Here is a 23,431-nt window from a genome sequence, read left to right as displayed (position 1 = left end):
CCGGTGACCGCACGACGGCGGTCACCGGGCACGCACATGACGGTAGCCCGCGGCCTCAGCCGAAGGCGTCCTCGTCGAACTCCCGCTGTGTCGCCTCGTTGGCGAGGTCGACGTATGCCTGCATGTTCTGCGACTCGAGCTGGGCGACGTAGTCGTCCCAGTCGTCCTCCAGCGACGCTTGCCCGAGGATGAACTGCGAGGTGTACTGCATGACCGTGTCCTTGAGCTGGCTACCGGTCAGGGCCTGCTGCTCGAGTTCGAGCTCGTCGTAGAGCAGCGCCGGCGCGGTCGGGCGCAGGGTCTTGCGCTCGTCCATCTCTGCGAACCACTGGGCGACCTCCTCGCGGCGCTCGGACTGCATGAGCTCCATGCTCGAGCCGTGCTCCAGCATGAAGACGCCGTTGTAGAACCCGTAGGCCGCCTGGATGCTCTGCGGTGCGTCAGGGTTGAGCCCGGCCATGTCGATGTCGTCGGCCAGGACCCGGGTGTCCCCGTCGCGTGTGAACGTCTTGCCCTCGACCCCCCACATCGCGAACTCGCGTCCTTCGTCGGAGTAGTAGAGCCAGTCGGCGAACTGCAGGGTCGCGACCAGCGTGTCCTTATCCGCCAGGTCCGAGGAGAACATCAAGCCGGTCGAGATGCGCGACGAGCCGACGATGTCTCCGGCCGGCCCGGCCGGCACGACGATCTGCCGCAGCCGCGCGTTCGGGTCGTTCATGGCGTTGCGGTAGAGGAGGATCTCCTGGTCGTTGCTCCCGATTGCCGCGGACTGGCCGCTGGCGAACTTGGCCATCGCGGTCTCGTCGTCCTGGCTCAGCGACTCCGGGTCGAGCAGGCCGCGCTCGTACATGTCGTTGAAGTAGGCGAGCATGTCGCGATACTCGTCCTGGGCGCCCGCGTAGACGTACTCGCCGGCCTCGTCGTCCCAGTGCAGGCCGTCGTGGTACTCCCAGCCGGCATCCGTGCCGAAAGACGGTCCCGCGAATCCGAGCGTCGCCCCCATGGGTTCGCCGAAGTTCCACCGGTCCGAGAACCCGTACTGGAGGTCGTTGTCGGCCATGACCTTCTCGAGCTGGTCGGCGAACTCGTCCCAGGTCTGCGGGTCCTCGTCGAACCCGGACGCCTCGAACAGGTCGGCGCGGATGGTGATCGAGTTACTGTCACGCGGGGCCTCGAGCAGGCTGGGAATCATGTAGTACTTGCCGTCGAGCTTGCGCTGGGCCTCGATCTCGTCCTCGAGGCCCCATTCCTCGACGTAGTGCTGGAAGTTCGGCATGAGATCGACGTAGTCCGAGATGGGCAGCAGGCTTCCCGACGCGATGAAGGGCTGCTCCTCGCTCGGTTTGGTGTTCGGCATCACGTCCGGAGCGTTACCGGCGCCGACCAGCACCGAGCGCCGCTGGTCGAGGTCAGGCAGCGGCACCGAGGTGAAGTCGAAGACGACGTTGTTGACGTCCTGCAGCTGCTGCAGGATCAGCCAGTTCTCGTCGAGGGGGTAGTTGGGGTGGTCGCGGTACAGCATCGAGATCGTGAGCGGCTCGTCTGAGCTGGCCACGAACGTGTCGCCGAAGGCGTAGTCCTGCATCGCGCCGACGGAGTGCTCGTCGCCGCTGAGGAGTTCGTCGACGTCGACCGGCGCGCCCTCGTCACCGCCGCCGCCACTACCGCCACCGCAGGCGCCGGCCATGAGGGCGAGCGCCACGGCGGATGCCGCTCCGGCAGCGGTCCGCCGCCTAGAAATCGTTCTCATTGCTCCTCCATCTGTGCAGACTGCTGCGAGCGAATGACGTGAGTTCTTCATTGCTTGACCGCGCCGAGCATCACGCCCGAGACGAAATACCGCTGCACGAACGGGTACACGCACAGGATCGGCAGCATCGTCAACAACATGGCGACGGCCTGGATGTTCGAGCTGATCTGCGCGCTGTCGGTCCCGAGGTCCTCGTTGACCAGCGCAGCAGCCATCAGATTCCGCAGATACATGGTGACGGGGTACTGATCTGCGTCGTCGAAGTACAGGAGTGCGGGGAACCACTGGTTCCAGAAGAAGACGGCGTAGAACAGCACCATGGTGGCGATGACCGCTCTGGACAACGGCAGGACCACCCGCAGCAGAACGCCATAGGTGGTGAGGCCGTCGATCTGTGCCGCCTCTTCGAGCTCCGCGGGGAAGTTCTCGAAGAATGACTTCATGATCAGCAGGTTGAAGGCGCTGATCGCGTTGGGGATGACGATCGCCCAGATGGTGTTCCTCATCCCGAGGCCTTCGACGAGCAGATAGTTCGGGATGATGCCGCCGTTGAAGACCATGGTGCCCAGCGCCACCGCGATGATGAAGCCGCGGCCCTTCAGGTGCTTCTTGGAGATCGCATAGGCGAGCATCGTCGTCAGGGTGATGGCGATCGCGGTGGCCACGACGGTGTAGACGACGGTGTTGCGGTAGTTGATCCAGAACCGGTCGTCGGAGAAGACTGCGGAGAATGTCGTCAGGTTGAAGCCGCGAGGGACGAGGTTGACCTGTCCGCGGGTGATGTACTCCTCGGCGGAGAACGCCTGGGCGATGACGTTGACGAAGGGGTACAGCGTCGCGGCGCACACCAGCACGAGGAACACGGTGTTGATCCAGCGGAAGACCCGGTATCCGGGGGAGTCGTCGGCCCGGCTCGCCGGCGCGGACGTGCCGAGGATCTTCTCGGCCTGCTCCTGGGCTCGTTCGTCGATGCTCGTCACCAGAGACTCTCCCCGACGAGGCGGCGCGAGATGAAGTTCGCGCTCACGATCAAGATGATTCCGATGGCCGCTTCGAACAGGCCGATGGCGGCGGCGTAGGAGTAGTTCCCGATCTCGAGACCGATGCGGTACAGATACGTCGAGATGACGTCGGCCGTCGGATAGAGGAGCGGGTTGTAGAGCAGCAGGACCTTCTCGAATCCGACCGCCATGAAGTTACCGATGTTGAGGATCAGCAGAACGATCATCACCGGGCGGATTCCCGGCAGGGTGACGTGCCAGGTCTGCCGCCACCGACTGGCGCCGTCGACGCGCGCGGCCTCGTACAGCTGCGAGTCCACGGTGGTCAGCGCGGCCAGATAGAGAATGGTGCCCCAGCCGACCGTCTGCCAGACCTCCGACGAGATGTAGATCGTGCGGAACCAGTCCGGCTCCTGCATGAACGAGATCGGCCCGACGTCGAAGAGCCCGAGCGCCTGGTTGACGGTGCCCCGGATCGAGACGAGCTGCATGACCATGGCGGCCACGACGACGATCGACATGAAGTGCGGAAGATAGGAGACGGTCTGCGCGAACCTCTTGAAGAGTCGCGAGCGGACCTCGTTCAGCGAGAGCGCCAGGATGATCGGCAGCGGGAACACGATCACGAGCGTCAGCGCGCCGAGCACGATCGTGTTCTGGAACGCGTTCCAGAACCCGGCGTCGCCGATGACCTGGCGGATGTAGTACAGCCCCACGAACTCGTCGCCGAAGATGCTGCCGCCGGGCCGGTATCGACGCACCGCGACGACGTTCCCGAGCATGGGGACATAGCGGAAGACTGCGAAGTACGCCAGGGGCAGGATGACGAGCGTGTAGAGGCGCCAGTCCTTCCGCAGCGCCACCCGCCACTCGCGCAGGTGTCTTCGCAGCCAGGACCCAGGCGTCCGTCGTGTCGCGGACGGACGGGTCTTGGCCGACCCGTCTGCCGCCGTCGCGGCGGGTACCGCGACTGTCGTCGGGCCTTTGGCTCGACGCGAGTCATTGCCGACCCGCATAGCGGCCTTCACCTCATCTCACCTCGTTGTGAATGGAATCGGGGCCGATCAGCGCCTGATCTCGACGACCTCGAACGTCTCGAAGCGTGGGGTGCGGACCGTGAGCCGGCCCTCGTCGACCGCCCACTCGAGCTCGATGCCTGAAACGCGAGCACGAACCTGGGCCGGCGGCGGCCCCGGCATGTCCAGCTCGATCGATCCCGCTGGAATCGGCACGGGCGCACGAAACCCCTGTGGTGCGTCTCCGGAGCGGTTGAGCAGGTGCAGGACGAGGTTCGGCCCGGCTCGTCCGGCAACCACCTCGACCTGCTCGGGGAGCTGTGTGCGCAGCTGCGGCACACCCTGCGACAGCGACAGCGCCTTGCCGACCCAGGCATCGCGGACCCTCGTCAGGCCGGTGCGTTCATAGACGCGCCCGACGCCCCACGGGATCAACCCGAGAGTGCCGCCGTTCACCGCACCCGATACCCAGGCGGAATGGCCGGTCCGGCGGTGTCCGTAGCAACGTTCGGGCGGACCGAAGGGCGCCGTTCCGAGCAAGGGCCAAGCGACCTCTGCCTCCGCGGAGGGTTCCAGCGTGGTGAATCCGCCGACGACGGGAGCCAGGTCCGCCTCTGAAGACAGCTGGACGTGCATCGACCGGACGCTCTCAGGCGTGGCGTAGCGGGTGAGCGGGCGAGCCAGCGGTGATCCGGCTCCGATCTGGAGCACATCGGCCCGACATGCCGAATCACCCGTGAGCAGGATCGCATTCCCGCAGGCCAGGATCTGTTCGACGGCGAAGACCTCGTTCTCCGTGAGCGGTCCAACGTCCGGAAGCACCACCAGTCGATATCGACCCGCAGGAGTACTCGGGAGATCCGTGAGATCGACGACGTCGAACGGGACATGCGACTCGACGAGGCTGCGGTAGCAGCCCCGGAACTCGACCGAGAGCTCCGGGTCATTCGTCTCTGCACGATCGGGGCGGCGCACCAGTGCGACCTCGGCGGCGGACTCCAGGCAGCTGTACAGGTCGGCGTTGTCGCGATGGAACCGCGTCAGGCGCCGGCCAGCCTCGAGGGTCGCAGCCGAGGTCATCTCGGGCGTCCCCATGACATAGGTCGAGGGTTGCCCACCGTGAGCAATCGTCTGCAGCAGGTGTTGCGCGAAGTGGTGCGGATCCTCGGATGACCACCGATACGGGATGTCTACGAAGCTCACCGCGTTGACGACGACAGGTCGCCGCCTGTCGGCGGTCCGCAGCGCGCTCACCTGCTCAGCGGTCCGGTGATGCCAGACGGTGCGGCCGACGGCGTTGTTCGCCTCGTGGAACGCGAGATCGACACCCGTCTTGGCGAAGACCACGGCGTCGGTGCCGAGTCCATCGACGGTCTCGCGCAGCCTGGTTACCAACGTGTCGATCACCCCGCTGGCGTATGCCAGGTAAGCGCCGGAGTCGGCGGAGTGGGGGAAGGCCACGCCGGGGGCGAAATCCGCGAAGCCGGCCTGACAGCGATCGCAGTGGCAGACGCCCCAGTAGCGTCCGGAATAGTCCCGCTCGCCGAATGCCTTGATCGAGAGGCCGTTGACGAAGACGCCACTGAGCTCGTAGCGGCCGACCGCCTCCTCGACGACGGCGAACATCCCGTCCTGGTAATAGGCGCCGTTCGGGCAGGCGCTGATGTAGCCGTTGTAAACCTGGCGGCGACGGTCGGCGCTGACATAGGTCCAGTCCGGGTGCAGCTCGGCCCGCCGCGCATCGAGCTTCTGGAAGTCCATCCGGCCCACCACGCGAATCCCCCGATCGCGTGCGGCCGCGACGGCGTCGCCGACGAGGTCGCCTGAGGCTCGAGCAGCCAGGAACGGGTTCACCGTCTGCCAGTGCAGGTCACTGGGGTAGTTGGCGACGATTCCCGCCACGCTGAGCAGCCAGGTGTCCGCACCGTAGTCCTCGATGAAATCGAGCACCGCCTCGACGTCCATGTCGACATCGATCTCGCGGATGTTCGTCTGCACGGTCCGAAACGGCTCGCGCCACCATCGCTCACCCATCAGTCCACTCCCTGTGCCCAGGTCAGGTGGACGATCTCGAGCCACTCGATGCGTTCGACGATCACTCGTGCGACGCCGTCGCGAACCTCGACCGGGGCCGGCCGGTCGGCGACGACGAGGCGGGCTTGCGGCGCCGTCACGCCGTCGGGAAGCTGGATCAGCACCTCCTGGTCGTGCATGGGCAGCATCTCGTGCAGCTGCCCGCGCATCGCCATCGGGTTGTTGAGGTTGACCAGGATGACGGCCCGCTCGTTCTCGCCCTCCTGCACCGCGACATCGACGAGCCCGGCGCCGCGGACCTCGACCTGGGGGCGTCGCTCGCCCATGCACCAGTGGACGGCGTTGGTGATGAGCCGCAGGTGATCGGACTGCAGCGCCTGCCAGTAGACGTCGCCGACGTTGAAGGCCAAGTGCACCGTCCGCCCGCCGGAGGGATGCGTCCGCGTCACGACGGCCGCGCTGGTGCGCCCGGGCCGCGGGTAGACCTCCTCCATCGGCAGGTCGGGGTAGTCGGGGACGAACCGGAAGATCTCCTCGGCGTCGCCGACGGCCTCGACCTCCAGCACCCGCGTGCCGGCGACGATGCGCTGGGCGACGCCGAAGCCCTCGGACAGGTCGTGCTCGCGCTCGATGGTCATGTACTTGTTCTTGAGCGGGCCGCGCACGCCGCCCACGAGCCGCACCCCCAGCAGCTCGCCCAGGCCCAGCTCCGCGGAGTCCCCGGTGCCCCGGACCGACGAGTCGAAGGCCGACACCACGCTGCCGCCGGCCGCGACGAACTGCTCGATCATGGCGACGTGCTCGGGGCTCAGGTCGCGGCAGGCGGGGAGGATCAGCACCCGGTAGCGCAGCAGCCGCTCCAGGCTCAACCCCTCGTCGGCGATGTACTCGAAGGGCAGCCGCGACTGGACCAGGGCGTGGTAGAAGCCGGTGTCGTCGGCCTCGCCGTCGGCGGCCGGCACCGGAACGGGCAGGGTGGCCGGCGCGTTGTCGAGTACGGCGATCTCGGCGGTGTAGCGCAGCCGGCCGAGCACCGGCTCGCACCGGGCGTGCAGCGCGAACGCCTTCTCGATGGTCGGCACCCAGCGCTTGTCGAAGCACTCGGCCTTGAACTTGGAGAACCACGGGCGGGCGCCCTGCGCGAACCCGTCGACGATGAGGCTCATCGTCTCGTCCGGATTGGCGACGGCGTCCTTCCACCGCAGCACCCGCGACTCGGGGCCCACTGACGTCAGCAACGCGACCGGCCGATCGGGATGCAGCCCACGGCCCAGCTTGCTGACCCGTCCGGCCACCCACGAGGCGTCGAGGTCGTAGCGGCCCTGCTTGTCCACCACGAAGAACGGGTACCGGTCCCGCACGAGTTCGGGGACCAGCCCGCGCGTCAGCTTCATGCCGCGGTTGGGGATGAACCGCACGTGCGGCTTGACCGAGCGCACGGCATCGTCCCACTGCACGACGAGCTCGCTCAGCCGGAGGCTGCGCCACTGCGCGAACACCTCCCAGGCAGGGTCGCCGGGGTTGCTCTTGGACGGCAGGTCCACCCCGGTGTCGGCCCGGAACCGAGCCGCCGTGCCGGGGGAGTAGGAAATGGTGGCGGCGGCGTGCCCCTCCCAGCGGTTCGCGAAGACCGCGTCGACGTCGTACTCGCGCACGATCTCGCGCGAAATCTCGGTGACGAACTCGCTGTGGTGAGTGCTGAACGGGTCGGTCCAGTACACCCCGGGCATCGACGCGTGCCTGATGGGCGTGCCGTCCTCCTCGTGCGCGATCCACTCCGGGTGGGCCTGCGCGGCCGCCTCGTGCGTCGCGTGCGGGTCGATCCGGGCCATGACGTGCATCCCGAGGCTCCGCGCGCCCTCGACCAGGGCACCGAATGGGTCGGAGTCACCGAGGAACGTACTGCGGTAGTGGTGCGGCACCGCTGTCGGGTAGAACGCCATGTAGCCGCCGGCGCTCAGGCACAGGGCGCGGGAATCGATACGGCGCATGACGTCGATCCAGAAGTCGACGTCGAGGGTCTTCGGGTCGTCCTCGGTGAAGGTGAGCTGGGTCCACCGCGTGGCGTCGTGGTACCAGTCCAAGGTCCTGAGGTCCGTCGACCGCTCCGATTGCAGCGCCGTCACTGAATCTCCCTATCGCCGTCATGCACGATTGTCAGACATGCCATAGTGACATGCAGGTAAGGGCCTGGCAAGACGGTTGACCCCTCTCGGCGCCTCTCATATTGTCTGACAGGATTAACTGCATATCGTGTCAGCCTGGAGGGATTCTGTGGCCATAAGCGACTCCGACGGACCGTGGTACGAGAGGACCCTGAGGTGGGGGCAGACGAACCTCACCGAGATCGATCCGGACCGTTACGACCACGACCTGTGGATCGCGCAGTGGGAGAAGACGGCGGTGCAGGGCGTCGTCGTCAACGCCGGCGGCATCGTGGCCTACTACCCCAGCCGCTTCCCGCTGCACTATCGGGCGCAGTACCTGGGTGGGCGCGACCTGTTCGGCGAGATCGTCGAGGCGGCCCGCGAGCGCGGCCTGACGGTGGTGGCCCGCATGGACTGCAACCGGGCGGACCAGCGCTTCTACGACGAGCACCCCGACTGGTTCTGCGTCGACGCGGACGGCGTCCCGTACACCTCGACCGGCCGGTACCACTCGTGCGTCAACAGCCCGTACTACGACACCTACATCCCGCAGGTGCTCACCGAGGTCATCGAGCGCTACCGGCCCGACGGGTTCGCGGACAACAACTGGAGCGGCCTGCCCCGAGAGCGGATCTGCTACTGCCGCAACTGCGCCGCCGGGTTCCGCGATGCCGTGGGCGAGGCGCTGCCGGCGAACCACGACTGGGACGACCCCGTCTATCGGCGCTGGATCCGCTGGAACTACGACCGGCGCATCGAGATCTGGGACCGGTTCAACGAGGTCACCAGGTCCGTGGGCGGGCCGGACTGCCTGTGGATGGGCATGAACAGCCCGCACGTGGAGCACCAGTCGCGGCGGTTCCGGGACCTGAAGCGGATCAGCGACCGCACCCCGTACATCCTGCTCGACCACCAGTACCGCCAGCACCTCGGCTTCCAGGAGAACGCGCACGGCGGCAAGCTGATCCGCGGGCTCCAGGGCTGGCGGCACGTCGCCGCCGAGAACACGGCCATGTACAACTTCCAGAAGCCGCCGTTCCGGACGAGCGCCCAGGCCGAGCCCGAGGCGCGGATGTGGATGGTCGAGGGGATCGCCGGCGGCCTGCACCCCTGGTGGCACCACATCGGCGCGCACAGCGAGGACCACCGCCAGTACGACATCGCGGCGCCGACCTTCACCTGGCACCGTGACCACGAGGACCTCCTCACCGACCGCCGGCCGGTGGCGAACGTCGGCCTGGTCTGGTCGCAGGACAACACCGACTTCTACGGCCGCGACGACCCGGAGCTGCGGACCCAGCTGCCGCACTTCGGGGTCGTGGACGCCCTGGTGCGGGCGGGCATCGGGTACGTGCCGATCCACGTGAGCCGGCTCGAGTCGCAGCTCGACGGCATCGATGTGCTCGTGCTGGCGTCGGTCGGCGCGCTCTCGGACGACCACTGTGCCGCCATCCGCCGGTTCGTGCAGGCCGGCGGCGGACTCGTCGCCACCGGCGAGAGCAGCCTGTACGACGAGGACGGCGTGCGCCGCGAGGACTTCGGCCTCGCCGACGTCTTCGGCGCGAGCGCGAAGCACGCGCACCTCGGCGCCATGCGCCATCCCGTGACGAGCTGGGAGGCGGCGCCCACCCACACGTACCTGCACATCCCGGTGCGTTGGGACGACGAGGCGACGACCAGGCATCCGGTGCTCGACGGCTTCGTCCGCACCAACCAGCTCCCGTTCGGCGGCCGCGTCGAGTGCGTCGAGGCGACCGACGCCGAGGCGCTGCTGACGTTCGTGGCACCGTTCCCCGTTGTGCCGCCGGAGACGTCGTGGCAGCGGTTCCCGGCCACCGGCGTCCCGTGCCTGCTGGTCCGCGAGAGCGGTGGCCGGGTGGCGTACTTCCCGGCCGACGTCGACCGGTGCTTCGGCCGCGGCTTCCAGCCCGACCACGCCGTCCTGCTCGCCAACGCCGTGCGCTGGGCCGCTCACGGCCGTCAGCCCGTGACGATCTCCGGCGTGGGGACCATCGACGCGCACCTGTACGTGCGCGGCGACGGCAGCCACGTGCTGCACCTGGTCAATCTGAGCGGCTCCGGCACCTGGCGCGCCCCGATGCACGAGTACATCCCGGTGGGGCCCATCCACGTCGAGCTGACGGCCGGGGCCTCGCCCGGCGGCGCGGCGCCGCGCATCGCACGACTCGCCGTCAGCGGCGGGGAGATCGAGGTCTCGGCCGACGGCGACGTGCTGGCGCTCGACGTGCCCCGGATCGTCGACCACGAGGTCGTGGTCATCCCCACGGGGTGACCACGACAGGCGCCCCGACCCTGCGGTTCCTCCGAAAGGTGACGCACATGCACGAGCTCGACCGGCTGCCATGGCCGGGCACGACCGTCCTGCTCCACAGCCTCGGACTCTCCGGCGCGATGTGGGCGCCGACCCTGGCCCACGTCGATCCCGCCGCGACCGTCCACACCCCGACGACGCTGGGGCACGGCGGCCGCGGTGTCGGGGCGGGGGTGGGGCTCAAGGAGTGGAGCGACGATCTCGAGCGCATCCTCGCCGACACGGCCGACGGCCCGGTGACGTTGGTCGGCCTGTCGCTCGGCGGGATGCAGGCCGCCCACTACGCCGCCACCCGGCCCCAACAGGTGAGCCGGCTCGTGATCGCGGACTCCTACCCCTTCCTGCCCGACGCCGAGGCCGCGACCCGGCTCGAGCGAGCCGTGCGCGAGACCGCCGAGGCCGGCATGGCAGGCTTCGCCGAGCTGTACCTGGGCCGCACACTCAAGAGTCACCCGGAGCCCGGGCTAAAGGCCGAGCTCGTCGGCCAGATCGCCGCCATCAGCAGGGACGACTACCTGCAGGTCGCCGAGGCGTGCTACCGCGCCGACATGCGGGCCGCGCTGGACGCCGTCCGCTGCCCGGCCCTCGTGGTCGTCGGTGACCGTGACGACCGGTCGCCGCTGTCGGACGCCGAGGCGATCGCGGCGGCGGTGCTGGGGAGCCGGGTCGAGGTGATCCCCGACGCGGGGCACCTGCCCGCCGTCGACACCCCGCGCGCCTTCGCCCAGGTGGTCTCCGACTTCCTCGTGGCGGCTGAGCCAGAACCGACGTCGACGGAGGACGCGGCATGAGGATCGAGTCGATCGAGACCTTCCAGCGCGACGTGGAACTGGCCGTCGTGCGGATTCGGACCGACGACGGCGCCGAGGGGATCGGGCAGATCTCGCAGCACCGCGCCGACCTCAGCGTGCACCTGCTGCACGAGTTCGTAGCGCCGCATTTCCTCGGCGCGGACCCGTGGAGCATCGACGTCCTCACGCAGCGGTTCGTCCGCGACACCTACAAGTTCCCCAGCACGTTCGCGCTGCGCGCCCTGAGCGGTATCGACACGGCGATCTGGGACCTGCTCGGTCAGGTCACGGGTCAGCCCGTCTACAACCTGCTCGGCGGCAAGGCCCGCGACAGCGTGCCCGTCTACGCCTCCAGCATGAGCCGGAGGATCACGCCCGAGGCCGAGGCCGAACGGCTCACCGAACTGGTGGAGACCTACGGGTTCAGGTGCGTCAAGGTGCGGCTCCACGAGGTCATGGGACGCGACACCGACGCCGCGCCCGGACGCACCGAGAAGCTCGTCCCGCTCATCCGCGAGACGCTGGGTCCGGACGTCGCGATCAACGCCGACGCCAACGGCGCCTTCTCGGTGTCCAAGGCCATCAGGGTCGGCCGGCTGCTCGAGGAGTACGACTACCACCACTTCGAGGAGCCCTGCCCCTACCAGGAGATCGAGAACTCGGCCAAGGTCGCGGCCGCACTCGATATCCCGGTGGCCGGCGGCGAGCAGGACGCGGTGCTGGAGCAGATCCAGCGCATGGTCAACATGCGCGCCGTCGACATCCTGCAACCCGACGTGAACTACATCGGCGGCATGGCACGCGCGCGGCGAGCCGTGCTGATCGCGGAGGCGGCCGGAATCCCGTGCACGCCGCACTGCCCGAACCAGTCGCTGCTGCAGGTCTTCACCCTGCATCTCGCGACGGCGTTCGGCTCGGTTAGCCAGTACCAGGAGTGGGGCATCGAGAGCTACGACTGGGTCCGCGACCTCTACGACCCGATGCCGCAGGTGGTCGGCGGTGAGGTGGTGCTCGGTGACGCCCCGGGGTGGGGCGTCACCGTCAACCCGGACTTCCTCGCGACCGGCACGCGGCGTGTCAGCACGCTGTAGTCGCGCGGCCGCACGGCCGGGTCAGTGGATGACCCGGCCGTGCGCGTCGGCGATGCCGGACTTGCGCCAGAAGTAGGTGTTGACCTGGTCGCGCCACTCGACGGCCGACCGCAGCTGCTCGGCGAGTCGCTCGCGCACCCGCGCGGTGAGGTCGTCGTCGGTGAGGTGGGCGACGGACTCCCACGCCTCGACCATGCGCTCCACCCGCTCCACGCCGGCGAAGTGCGTGTCGTAGATGTGCTGGATCACCGTCGTGCCGCTGTGCAGCACGTGGGTGTACGGCACGTGGTGGAAGAACAGCAGCAGCTCGTCGGGGCAGGACTCGGCCGACTCGTAGACGTCGCGCCACGGTTCGGGGTACTGGCCGGCGTAACCGGTGCCGGTGGCGCTGCTCCGGTCGACTCCGACGCCGTCGCGGTCGGCGAAGTGGTACGTCCCCCACGGGGTGTACTCGTAGCCGTCGACGTCGGGCCCGTAGTGATGACCGGGGCGCACCATGAACCCGACCCCGAGGGGAGTGGTGTACTGCTCATAGGTCAGCCACGACTCGTCGAGAATGGCGTGGATCGCCTCGCGCAGCGCAGCAGGCGCGCCCGGGAACGTCAGCGTGACCCACTCGTCCAGCAGGTCCGACGGGTCCAGCGTGGGGTCCCAAGCGAGCCGGCCGAAGGCGTACAGGTTGGCCTGCGCGAACGGGTGCCCCGTCCAGTACGGGTCGTCGCCCACGTTCGACACGGCGGTGAATCCGCCCGCACGCGCGACGTCCTCGGCCACCGTCGGCGTACCGTCGCCGCGGGCCTGCCAGCGCAGGATCTCGCTCCACTCCGGCCCCAGGTAGACGGCGTGCCGCTGCTGCCCGGTGTACTCCTGCGTCACCTGCAGCTCGAGCGCCACCCGTGTCCGCGGCAGCGCGGCGAGCAGGGGCGAGACGGGCTCGCGCACCTGGAAGTCCATCGGGCCGTGCTTGACCTGCACGACCACGTTCTCGGCGAAGTGCCCGTCCAACGGTGCGAAGTGGTCGAACGCGGCCCTGGCCCGGTCGGTCGAGCGGTCGCGCCAGTCCTGCCGGTGGTTGTAGACGAACGCACGCCAGTGGATCAGGCCGCCGTATGGGGCGACCGCCTCGGCGAGCATGTTGGCGCCGTCGGCGTGGTCGCGCCCGTACGCGAACGGTCCGGGCTGTCCCTCGGAGTCGGCCTTGACGACGAAGCCGCCGAAGTCGCCGACGGCTCCCCAGACCCGTGCGGCGGTGTCGCGCCACCAGGTGCGCACGTCGGCGTCGAGCGGGTCCGACGTCGTCAGTCCGCCGAGCGTGATGGGCGAGGCGAAGCTCACCGACAGGTGGGTGCGGATGCCGTACGGGCGGAGGACGGCCGCGATCCGCGCGACGTCGTCGAGGCCGTCGGTGAGCAGGCGGGCCTCGCGCGCGGCTACGTTGACGTTGTTGATCGCGACCTGGTCGATGCCGATGGCGGCGAGCAGCCGGGCGTACGCGGCGACGCGGGACAGGTCGGTGCGCACCGCGCCGTCGGCGTAGAAGATCGACCCGCCGGAGTAGCCGCGCTCCACCTGCCCATGCCTGGGGTGCGATGCGACGTTGTCCCAGTGGTTCAGCATGCGCAGGCCCGACACGGGGGAGTGCTGCTCGTCGCCGTCGGGGCCGTCGAACGCGGCCTCGCCGAGCCGGACCACGTGGAACAGGCCGTGCAGCAGCGCCGTCGGGCGCGCGGCCGAGACCGTGAGGCGGTCGCCGTCGCGGACGACCCGGAACCCGGAACCGGTGGCCGTCGGCTCCAGGACGAGCACGAGGTCGGGGTGCTCGTCCGGTCCGACGACGGAGCCGCCGTGGGCACTGGTGGCGGCGGCGACCTCGCGCCGCACCGTGGCCGCCACTTCCGCGTCGTCGTTGCCGTCGGGGAGGACGACGGCGACTCGGCGCCGTCCGATCGGGGCGAACGCGGCCGTGGGGAGCCAGGCGGGGTGCGGCACCGCGGCGCTGCCGTCCGGGCCGCCGTCGACGATGTCGGAGGTCACTGCTCGGTCCCTTCCTGCAGGTCGTGGCCCTCGGCTGGGGTGGCATAGCGGAACGCGTCCCAGGCGCCGAGGAGGTACTGGACGCCGAGGGCGCGGTCGTACAGCCCGTAGCCCGGCCGCGGCCGGTTCGTGGTGTTCTCGTCCCACAGGTGACGCCCGTGGTCGGGCCGGACGTACCCCTGGAAGCCGGCCTCGGCGTAGGCCTTCATGATCCCGGTCGTGTCGACGTGGCCTTCGCCTGCCCGGTGTGCGACCTCGACGAAGTCGCCGCCGCCGAGGTGCTTGATGTTGCGCACGTGCGTGAAGTGGATGCGGTCCATGAACGTGCGCACCGCGTCGACGCCGTCCTGGTCCGGGTTGGCGGAGAAACTCCCCAGGCACAGTGTCAGCCCGTGGTGGGGGCTCGGGTGGAGGTCGAGGACGCGGGCGAGGTCGGCCTTCGTCGACACGACCCGCGGCCAGCCGAAGACGTCGAACGGCGGGTCGTCGGGGTGGACGCCCAGCTTGACGTCGTACTCCTCGCATGCGGGGATCACCGCCTGGAGGAAGTGCCGGTAGTTCGCGTACATGTCGTCGCGGGTGACACCCTCATAGGCGGCAGTCAGTTCAGCGAAACCGGCGAGCCGCTCCGGTTCCCAGCCCGGCAGGGTGAGTCCCTGGGAACCGGCCGCCATGTCCGCGATGAGGCTCTCGGGCGTCATCCGGTCGACGACGGCGCGCTCGAAGAAGAGGGCGGTCGAGCCATCGGGCAGCGGTCGCCACAGATCGGTGCGCAACCAGTCGAAGACCGGCATGAAGTTGTAGCAGACAACCTTCACGCCCGCGCGGCCCAGCCGCCGGAGGGTCGTGATGTAGGCGTCGATCGCCTCGTCGCGGCTGCGCCCCAGCACCGTCCGGCCGAGCTTGATGGACTCGTGCACGTTGACCGACTCGACGACGTCGGCGGCCAGCGTGCGGGTCACGCCCAGCGCGCGGGCCTCGTCGGACAGGTCGGTGATCCGCGCGATCTCCGCGTCGATCTCGGCCTGCTCCCAGACCTCGCCGGCCTGCTTGTGGTGCAGGCTCCACACGATGGTCTCGACCCCGGGGATCTGGCGGATCTGGTCCAGCGTGACGGTGTCGTTGCCCTCGCCGAACCAGCGGAAGCCCATCTTCACTGCGCGACTCCTGCTCGTTCGTAGGCAGCCAGTGCGTGCCGGTACGCGAGGTCGACCGCTATCTCGACGGCCTCGTCGAGCTCCAGGCGGTGCTCGGCGACGAGCCGGGCGAGGTACCCGGCGTCGACACGGCGGGCCAGATCGTGGCGAGCCGGTATGGAGCAGAACCCTCGCGTGTCGTCGACGAATCCGGCCAGGTTGGAGAAGCCCGCCGTCTCGGTCGTGGCCTCGCGGAACCGCCGCATCGCGTCCGGGGCGTCGAGGAACCACCACGGCGCGCCGAGCTTGAGACTTGGGTATACCCCGGCGAGCGGTGCGAGCTCGCGCGAGTACACGTCTTCGTCGACGGTGAAGACGATCATCCGGAAGCCCGGGTGGTGTCCGAAGGCGCCCAGCAAGGGGCGCAGGGCGTGGGTGAACTCGGCGACGACGGGGATGTCGTAACCGAGGTCGGGGCCGAACGCGTTGTACGGGCCGTTCGCGTGGTCGCGCACCACCCCGTGGTGCAGTTGCAGGACGAGGCCGTCCTCGGCGGACATCGCCGCCATCTGGAACACCATGTGCCCGCCGAACGCCCGGGCTTCGGCCGCCGTGACGGTGCCGGCGAGCGCGGCGTCGAAGACGCGTCGCGCCTCGACGTCCTCCAGCGGCGTGGTGTCGGCGAACGGGTGGCCGTGGTCCGTGGCGCGAGCGCCGGCCGCGGCGAACCTCGCCCGCTGCGTGCGCAGCGCCTCGAGGTAGGTGGTGTACGAGGTGACCTCGACGCCGGAGGCGCCCGCGAGCCGGGCGACGTCGTCGCGCCAGCCCGGCCGGTCGAGGCGCAGCAGCGGGTCGGGGCGGAACGTGGGCAGCACGCGGTCGCCGTACCCGTCCGCGGCGAGGGCGGCGTGCTCGTCGAGCGGTGCCCACGCCGGGTCGGTGGTCGCGATGACTTCGATGCCGAACCGGTCGAGCAGCGCCCGGGGGCGAAACGCGGGCTCGGCGAGCCGGGCCGCGATCTGGTCGTAGATCGCGTCGGCCGTCTCGGCGGACGGGCGCTGGGTGACGCCCAGGATCTGGACCAGCTCGTGCTCCAGCCAGAACCGGGTGGGCGTCCCGCGGAAGTGCTTCCAGCCGGCGCAGAACCGGCGCCAGATCGCGCGGGGGTCGGTCTCGGCCATGTCGCCGAGGCCGAGTCGCTGCAGGGTCTCGCCCTGGGAGACCAGCATGCGCGTCACGTAGTGATCGGGGACCACGAGGAGCTGGGCCGGGTCGCCGAACGGCTCGTCGCGGGAGAACACCGTCACGTCGACATGCCCGTGCATGGACACCAGCGGCAGGTCCCTCGTGGCGGCGTAGATCTCCCGCGCCACGGGCCGAGTCGCAGGGTCGGCGGGCAGGGCCCGGTCGGGGTGCAGGGCCCAGGGCTCGCTCACGCAACCTCCGCATCGATACGATGACAACGTTTGCATCATCTTGGCACAGTTGTCGGCGTGAGCAAACACCGGACTGCAGCTCGAATGGGCGACAACGCGCTCCGTCCTGGCGTGATAACGTTCGCAAAACGAGGCGGGAATGGGAGGTCTTGCGTGGTCACGGTGCATGACGTCGCCCGCGAGGCCGGAGTGTCCATCTCCACCGTCTCGCGCACGCTGGCAACGCCCGAGCGGGTGGCGCCGGGCACCCGCGACCGCGTGACGCAGGTCGCCCGCCGGCTCGGCTACACGGTGAACCGCGCCGCGAGCGTGCTGCGGGCCGGGCGCACGGGCGCGCTCGGACTCGTCGTCCCCGACCTCGCGAACCCCTACTTCGCGGCGGTGGCCAAGGGGGCGCAGACCCGAGCCCGCGAGCGCGGACTCGGGCTGTTCGTGGTCGACACCGACGAGGACCCCGACCTCGAGATCGACGCCGTCGCAGGGCTCGTGCCGCAGACCGACGGCGTGCTGCTGTGCTCGCCACGCGCAGTCGGCCGCGCACTGGAGGTCGCGGGCGAGGCCGTGGTGCTGGTGAACCACCAAGCGGACGGCGTGCCTTCCGTGGTCGCCGACCACGCCGGCGGCATGCTGCGCGCCGTCGAACACTTGCGCGCGCTCGGGCACCGGCGCATCGCCTACGCCGCGGGACCGGAGCGGTCCTGGTCCGACGGGCAGCGCCGTCAGGGCCTGCAGCGAGCCGCCGAGCACTTCGACGACGTCGAGGCCGTGACCTTCGGCCCGTTCGCGGCGCAGGTGCCCGGCGGCGAGGCGGCGGCCGACCTCGTCGTCGCGTCCGGAGCCACCGCCGTCGTCACCTTCAACGACCTCATCGCCATCGGGCTCATCGGCCGGCTGCGCGCCCGCGGGCTCGAGGTCCCGCGCGACCTGTCCGTCGTCGGCTGCGACGACTCCTACGTCGCCTCGCTCGTGACGCCGGCCCTGACCACGCTACGCGCGGACCTGCGCGCCATCGGACGGCGTGCCGTCGACCACCTGGTGGCCGTGGCGGCCGCGGGGGCGACGGCGCCCGACCCCGTCCCGCGGCTCGCCGTCGAGCTCGTCGTCCGCTCCACGACGGCGCCACCGGCGACCAACCTGCCGTGACCGCCCGGCTGCACCGGGCCGCCGTCCCCGCCGGGCTCGACCAGCCAGTGACGCCCGACCAGGTCGGCATCGTCCACCTCGGCATCGGCGCGTTCCATCGCGCGCACCAGGCGGTCTTCACCGAGCTGGCGGCGCGGGCCACAGGGGAGCGGGGCTGGGGCATTCTCGGCGTCACCCAGCGGTCGGCGTCGGTGCGCGACCAGCTCCGGCCGCAGGGCGGGGTGTACTCCGTCGTCACGGCCGGGACGAGAGCGTCGTCCCTCGACCTGGTGGGTTCGGTGGTCGACGTCGCGTGGCCGGCTGAAGAGACGGCTCGTGTGCTCGCCGCGATCGCGGCGCCGACGACGCACGTCGTAACCCTGACGGTGACGGAGAAGGGCTACTGCCGCGCCGTCGGCGGCGACCTCGACGTCGACTGCGTCGGCGCCGACCTCGCGACGCTCGCGGCCGAGGAGGCCGGGGACGGTACGGGCGCGGCCTCGACGAGTGCCATCGGACTGCTCGTGCGCGGGCTGGCCGCGCGCCGCCGGGCGGCCGCCGCTGCCCGGGACCGACGCCCGATCACAGTGCTGAGCTGCGACAACATGCTTGACAACGGGCACGTTCTCGAGCGCCTCCTGCGCTCCGCGGTCGAGGCCGCGCTGCCTGCCGCCGCGGCCAGCGAGCTCCTGCACTGGCTGGCTGCCGACGTCGCCGTCCCCTGCTCCATGGTCGATCGCATCGTCCCAGCCACGACGGCGGCCCAGCGCGACGCCGTCGAGCGCGAGCTCGGGGTCCGTGACGAAGGACTCGTGGTCGCCGAGCCGTTCCGGCAGTGGGTCATCGAGGACCGGTTCGCGGGTCCGCGGCCGGCCTGGGAGATGGCCGGCGCCACGCTCACCGCCGACGTCGCGCCCTGGGAACGAGCGAAGCTGCGGCTGCTCAACGGGACGCACTCGCTGCTCGCATGTGCCGGCCGGCTCGCGGGGCACGAGACCATCGCCCAGACGGTGGGTGACGCGGCCATCGCCGCGCGTGCCCGCCGGTTGCTGTTCGAGGACGCCCTGCCGACGCTGACGCCGCCCGACGGTGCCGACCTCACCGCCTACGGCGAGTCCGTGCTCGAACGCTTCGCGAATCCGGCGACCGGGCACACGACGGTGCAGGTGTCGTCGGACTCCACGCAGAAGATCCCGATCCGCTGGGGTGGCACGATCGCGGATCGGCTGGCCGTGGGCGTCGTTCCGCACGGAGCCGCATTCGCGCTCGCCGCCTGGTCGGAACTCGTGCGGCGCGAGGCGGCCGGCGGCCGCTCGGTCGACGACCCCCGAGCCGGCGAGCTGCGTGCGATCGTCGCCGCGGCCGGCGCCGGCGACCCCGCACAGGCAGCGCCACCCGACGTCGCCTGTGCACTCGTCGCGCTGCCCGGCCTGCTGCCGGACGCCGCGGGAACCGACGAGCGCCTGGTCGACGCCATCCTCGCCGAGGTGGACGGCCTCGCGGCTCGCTAGAGCCGGCCCGCTGCCAGGAAAGATCTCCAACAACGAGCATCGCCGCTCCGTGATCGCCCCGAAGGCGCTGGCCACGACCACGAACAGGAACAGGAACAGACCGACGAGAGCGCGACCCGGACGGGTGTACAGAGTGCGGAGCAGCCGCCGCCCCGGGCCCCCCGGATCGTTGGCCGGGGAAGGGGAAGCGTCGGTGCTCCGAGTGAGATCCAGGCCCCAGACACTCGCCGAGCCGAAGGCACACCGAGTCTGGTCAGGGGAGTACCTGACCAAGCGCGGAGGATGTTTCCAGAAGAGTGTCCGAGGAAGGACTTGTCCATCTTCCCTCCGCGGGCGGTACTCAGCCTGGGCACATGACCCGCGCATACTCGAGCAGTGCTGGAAGCACTGGCACGTCCGGCCGCCGTCGACGATGGCCCGCGCACAAGGGCGGATCGGTGAATGTCGTGGTCCATCTGAAGAAGGACTCGTTGGAGGCGATCGCGACGCTGTCGCGTTTCGCGCTCGGTCAGGACCTGGAAGAGGCCAAATCAAGCCGGGAGGCTGGCTTGTCAGTGCTCGGACCTAGCATGGGGAGCATGACGCGGTATGTCGACGAGGATCTGCACGGTGCGGAGTTCCGCGAGTGCGATCTGACCGAGGCACGCCTGATCGGCGTCGTCATGCAGGATGCCGTGATCGACGGGCTCATCACCAACCTCGTGGTGAACGGTGTCGAGGTCACCGAGTACGTCGAGGCAGAGCTGGACCGGCGCCATCCGGTGCGGGTGCTGATCCGCTCCGAGGACCCTGCCGATCTGCGCGAGGCAACGCGTCAGCTCCATGCCGGCTGGGCCGCCACGATCGAGCGAATCCGCCGTACGCCCGGCATCGAGCGCCGCAGCGTGAACGACGAGTGGTCGGCGGTGCAGACGATGCGCCACCTGGTCTTCGTCCACGACTCGTGGTTCCGCCGCTGCTGCCTGGGCTCGTCGGAGCTGTTCACGCCGATGGGCATCGGGACGACCGTCGAGCCCTACCGTGGAGCGCACGGGCTTGACCTCTCGCTCGATCCGGCGCTCGACGAGATCGTGAGTGTGCGTGAAGCACAGGCCGCCGAGCTCGAGGCCTGGCTCGACATGGTCAGCGCTCCGCAGCTCGCAGCGCGAGCGCCGGTGCCCGACGACGATGTCTGGCCGCCGTACGCCCGGGGTCGCTCGGTGCGGCAGTGCCTCGGCACGGTGCTCAACGAGACCTTCGAGCACCACGGCTTCTGCGTCCGCGACCTCGACCTGATCGAGGCACAGGACGCTGAGTAGGGCGGCAACGGACTCAGCATCCTGCGGATGCGGGTCCATCGGTGCGCGATCGGCGGCGATGGCCGTGTTCAGCTCGCGGTGGCGCTCGACGACGCCCTGAGGTGGACCGGGTAGCGCTCCTGTCAAGCCTCCAGGCGGGGCCGAATCACGCCGATGAGGCCTGCCATCCCCACGGACACAAGCAGAACCGTTTACATCAAGCCGATCGTGCTGAGATCACCTCATTGACTGCCTACCGTTTGAAGAGCACGGCTAAGTAAGGAACCCGTGGTGGCCTACTCGCAGCGCAGCCCTGGGCTGGCCAACAGGCCGCGGAGGTCCGCGTGGACGTGCTCGCCGCGGCAGGTGACATTCGATCGCGTCGCCAAGGAAGCGGGATCGAGCAAGGTCGCGCTGTACAAGTGGTGGCCCTGGCCTGGAGCCTCGCAACTGACGGCCTTCGTGCGGTGGCTGACCCGCGAGGGCGTGGCGGCGCCCGTGTCCGCCCTGATCGGTGCCGCGCAGCGAATCGGCGTGGGTGCCAGGCTCATCCGTGCCGATGCTGGTCTCTGGACGGCGTACCGGGTCCTTGCGGTGTCGTGGCCGATCCTCTGCGCCAGGAAGACCTCGCCCGAAGGTAGGGTCTGGACGGCCTGCGCGCGATGGCGCACCAGTCGGTCGGCCTCGGTCAACCTGGTCGGGCGCTCGAGCTGGCGGACGCATCCGTCGACGGCGACCGCTACAACCTGGCGGCACCTCGGGAGCGTGCGCTTCTCGGAGTCGTGCACGCCAGGGCCCTCGCGAGTGCCGGGCGGGACGCCGAGGCCGCCGCCGCGCTGAACCGAACCGAGGACGATCTGGCTGCCGCCAGGCCCGGTGACGAGGAGCCGGCGCGTGTGTTCTTCTTCGGCGAGGCGAGCCTGGCCCACGAGACCGCCTGCACGCTGCGCGACCTCGGTGATTTGGGCGGCGCCGAGAGGCAGTTCGCCCGCAGCGTGCAGACCCGGAAGGCCAGCACTTTCACCCGCACTCACGCCGTCACACTCGGCTACCTGGGTTCGGTACAGCTGCGTCGAGGTGAGGTCGTCGCGGCATGTGGCACTTGGTCCACGGCGCTAGACGCCATGCGCGGCGTGAGTTCTGGTCGGACTCGCAGGTCGTCCTCGACATGCGGACGTCGCTGGCTCCGTTCCGGCGCGACCGCCTGCCGGCCGCGCTCGAGCTGGATGCTCGAGCGACGGCGTACCTCGATACGGTTGCCTCGGCGGCTCACTGATCGCCAGGCGCCAGCGAGCTCGGCGCTCCGTTTCTGTGACTCGGGGAGGGTGTCGATGGCGGAGTCGTATGAGGTCGTGCCGGTAGCGCACGTTGTTGGTGGCCGGGCGGAGCCGACCGATGACTACTGGGGCGGCACGCGATCGATCATCCGCGTCGACGGGGAGCGCTTCACCCCTGACGCGGTGAAGGGGCTTGACGACTTCTCGCACCTCGAGGTCGTCTTCCGCTTCCACCTGACCGACCCCGCGGATCTGAACACGGGTGCGCGCCGGCCCCGGGACAACCCGGACTGGCCCGAGGTCGGCATCTTCGGGCACCGCAACATGCGGCGGTTGAACTGGCTCGGCGTCTCGCGCTGCCGGCTCATCTACATCGACGGCCTCGACCTGCACGTGGAGGATCTGGACGCCGTCGACGGGACGCCGGTCCTGGACGTCAAGCCCTGGTTTGCGGTCATGGGACCGCGCGGTGACGTGCGCGAGCCGACGTGGCCGTCGACCATGCTGGCCGACTATTACGCGATGCCGGGAGAGCGCTGAGCACTGCTGCTCGCCGCGCCAGCCGTTGCCAGGACGATCGGGCGGACCGGCCGCCTCTTGCGCCGCCGCTACCTCTCGTTGACGGTGGTCGGCGTCCGCGGCTGGTCTTGGGAGTGACTGTCGTGGGCGCTGGGTGCTGTGAACAGATCGAGGTCACCGCAGGCCCTCATCAAGGTCCGCCGACGGTCATCGTGGCTTTGGAGGTCTCCACCAGCACCGTTTGTAGGTCAGTGCTGACACCACCCGGACCAGGAGAGCACCCTAGTGTTGGTGGGAGTTGACACCACCCTGGCGGGCGCGCAAGCGGAGCGAGTCCGAGCAGGTTGAGCGGAGGTGGGCGTATGTCGGCGACGAAGCTCCTGGTACTCGGTATCGTGCACCTCTCCGGCGGCGCGCATGGCTACCAGGTGCGGTCCGAACTGCAGAGCTGGGGTGCGGAGATTTGGGCCAAGATCAAGCCCGGCTCGATTTATCACGCGCTGAAGAAGGCGGCGGCTGATGGCCTCCTCACCGAACACGCCGAGCCGGGCAATTCCGGGCCGGAGCGCGTTTTGTACCGCGCGACAGCTCGGGGACGTGACGAGATAGTCGAACTGGTCCGCGACGGTCTGCGGCGCACCCATGACCCCACCATGCTCGACGCGTCCATCGCCATGTTGCCCATGCTGACCAGGACAGATGCCATCGCGCACGTTAACGAGCGGGTCGCGCGCCTGGAAGCGGAGCTCGTAGAGCAGGCCAAGTGGCGGGAGAACCCGAACCCCGACATTCCCGAACACGTCCGCGATCAGGCCGAACTGTGGGCGGGACACGCACGCACCGAACTGGAGTGGGCGAAGAGCCTGAGCAAACGACTGTCTGAGGGCGCCTACACCATGGCCGATGATCCGGGTTCGTGGCGAACGGTCCCCGATCCCCTCAAGATGCGCTTCTAAT

The 23,431-nt window shown here is 69.5% G+C and carries 16 protein-coding genes and 2 pseudogenes; 9 read left to right on the top strand and 9 right to left on the bottom strand.

The annotated features are described in order from the left end of the window. Positions 1–55: 55 nt before the first annotated feature. The 5 genes from HD601_RS27980 to HD601_RS27960 are packed head-to-tail and all read right to left on the bottom strand — an operon-like array spanning position 56 to position 7,927. On the bottom strand, positions 56–1,750 hold the full coding sequence (locus HD601_RS27980) for an extracellular solute-binding protein (protein WP_184827511.1): 1,695 nt from the start codon (positions 1,748–1,750) through the stop codon (positions 56–58). Between the two features lie 47 nt (positions 1,751–1,797). Continuing rightward, positions 1,798–2,688, bottom strand: a complete 891-nt coding sequence (locus HD601_RS36090; protein ID WP_343076525.1) for a carbohydrate ABC transporter permease — start codon at positions 2,686–2,688, stop codon at positions 1,798–1,800. Positions 2,689–2,726: 38 nt separating this feature from the next. Continuing rightward, on the bottom strand, positions 2,727–3,767 hold the full coding sequence (locus tag HD601_RS27970) for an ABC transporter permease (protein ID WP_184827509.1): 1,041 nt from the start codon (positions 3,765–3,767) through the stop codon (positions 2,727–2,729). Between the two features lie 48 nt (positions 3,768–3,815). Then, positions 3,816–5,801, bottom strand: a complete 1,986-nt coding sequence (locus HD601_RS27965; protein ID WP_184827507.1) for an alpha-amylase family protein — start codon at positions 5,799–5,801, stop codon at positions 3,816–3,818. Then, complete coding sequence (locus HD601_RS27960) at positions 5,801–7,927, bottom strand: family 10 glycosylhydrolase (protein WP_221441374.1); 2,127 nt, start codon at positions 7,925–7,927, stop codon at positions 5,801–5,803. The genes HD601_RS27965 and HD601_RS27960 overlap by 1 nt, the downstream gene beginning before the upstream one ends. Positions 7,928–8,075: 148 nt before the next feature. On the opposite strand from HD601_RS27960, the gene HD601_RS27955 reads away from it, so the two are divergent. The 3 genes from HD601_RS27955 to HD601_RS27945 are packed head-to-tail and all read left to right on the top strand — an operon-like array spanning position 8,076 to position 12,162. Continuing rightward, entirely contained in the window at positions 8,076–10,241 is a 2,166-nt protein-coding gene (locus HD601_RS27955; protein WP_221441373.1) for a beta-galactosidase, read from the top strand. 47 nt (positions 10,242–10,288) lie between these two features. Further along, the gene (locus HD601_RS27950; RefSeq protein ID WP_184827505.1) at positions 10,289–11,071 is read left to right on the top strand and encodes an alpha/beta fold hydrolase; all 783 of its coding nucleotides are present in this window, start codon (positions 10,289–10,291) and stop codon (positions 11,069–11,071) included. Continuing rightward, positions 11,068–12,162 carry a mandelate racemase/muconate lactonizing enzyme family protein gene (locus HD601_RS27945; protein WP_184827503.1) on the top strand — a complete coding sequence of 365 codons (1,095 nt, stop codon included), beginning with the start codon at positions 11,068–11,070 and terminating at the stop codon, positions 12,160–12,162. The genes HD601_RS27950 and HD601_RS27945 overlap by 4 nt, the downstream gene beginning before the upstream one ends. 21 nt (positions 12,163–12,183) lie before the next feature. Here HD601_RS27945 and HD601_RS27940 read toward each other — a convergent pair whose 3' ends face one another. The 3 genes from HD601_RS27940 to uxaC are packed head-to-tail and all read right to left on the bottom strand — an operon-like array spanning position 12,184 to position 16,768. Then, a complete protein-coding gene (locus HD601_RS27940; protein WP_221441372.1) occupies positions 12,184–14,196 on the bottom strand; it encodes a hypothetical protein in 2,013 nt (670 codons plus the stop codon). Further along, positions 14,193–15,353: a mannonate dehydratase gene (locus tag HD601_RS27935; RefSeq protein ID WP_184827501.1), complete on the bottom strand. Its 1,161-nt coding sequence runs from the start codon at positions 15,351–15,353 to the stop codon at positions 14,193–14,195. Before HD601_RS27935 ends, HD601_RS27940 begins: the two co-directional genes overlap by 4 nt. Continuing rightward, the gene (gene uxaC / locus HD601_RS27930; protein WP_184827498.1) at positions 15,350–16,768 is read right to left on the bottom strand and encodes a glucuronate isomerase; all 1,419 of its coding nucleotides are present in this window, start codon (positions 16,766–16,768) and stop codon (positions 15,350–15,352) included. Before uxaC ends, HD601_RS27935 begins: the two co-directional genes overlap by 4 nt. Positions 16,769–16,921: 153 nt before the next feature. Between uxaC and HD601_RS27925 the strand changes: the two genes are divergently transcribed. Together HD601_RS27925 and HD601_RS27920 are read left to right on the top strand one after the other, a co-directional pair. Beyond that, positions 16,922–17,911 carry a substrate-binding domain-containing protein gene (locus HD601_RS27925; RefSeq protein WP_184827496.1) on the top strand — a complete coding sequence of 330 codons (990 nt, stop codon included), beginning with the start codon at positions 16,922–16,924 and terminating at the stop codon, positions 17,909–17,911. Further along, positions 17,908–19,401 carry a mannitol dehydrogenase family protein gene (locus HD601_RS27920; protein WP_184827494.1) on the top strand — a complete coding sequence of 498 codons (1,494 nt, stop codon included), beginning with the start codon at positions 17,908–17,910 and terminating at the stop codon, positions 19,399–19,401. The genes HD601_RS27925 and HD601_RS27920 overlap by 4 nt, the downstream gene beginning before the upstream one ends. Positions 19,402–19,819: 418 nt before the next feature. On the opposite strand, the pseudogene HD601_RS36085 reads toward HD601_RS27920, so the two are convergent. Continuing rightward, a pseudogene (locus HD601_RS36085) lies at positions 19,820–19,925 on the bottom strand (IS21-like element helper ATPase IstB); the annotation flags it as partial. A 45-nt stretch (positions 19,926–19,970) separates the two neighbouring features. On the opposite strand from HD601_RS36085, the gene HD601_RS27915 reads away from it, so the two are divergent. From HD601_RS27915 to HD601_RS27905, 4 genes and pseudogenes are all read left to right on the top strand, one after another. After that, entirely contained in the window at positions 19,971–20,699 is a 729-nt protein-coding gene (locus tag HD601_RS27915) for a DinB family protein (protein WP_425503493.1), read from the top strand. Positions 20,700–21,340: 641 nt separating this feature from the next. After that, a pseudogene (locus tag HD601_RS36345) lies at positions 21,341–21,799 on the top strand (NsdA family TPR-like regulatory protein); the annotation flags it as partial. A 210-nt stretch (positions 21,800–22,009) separates the two neighbouring features. Next, a complete protein-coding gene (locus HD601_RS36080) occupies positions 22,010–22,495 on the top strand; it encodes a TrmO family methyltransferase domain-containing protein (protein ID WP_184830234.1) in 486 nt (161 codons plus the stop codon). 341 nt (positions 22,496–22,836) lie between these two features. After that, the gene (locus HD601_RS27905) at positions 22,837–23,430 is read left to right on the top strand and encodes a PadR family transcriptional regulator (RefSeq protein WP_184827492.1); all 594 of its coding nucleotides are present in this window, start codon (positions 22,837–22,839) and stop codon (positions 23,428–23,430) included. Position 23,431: the final 1 nt, after the last annotated feature.

It is taken from the genome of Jiangella mangrovi (assembly GCF_014204975.1).
GTDB lineage: Bacteria > Actinomycetota > Actinomycetes > Jiangellales > Jiangellaceae > Jiangella > Jiangella mangrovi.
This window is presented reverse-complemented; position numbering and strand designations above follow the sequence as displayed.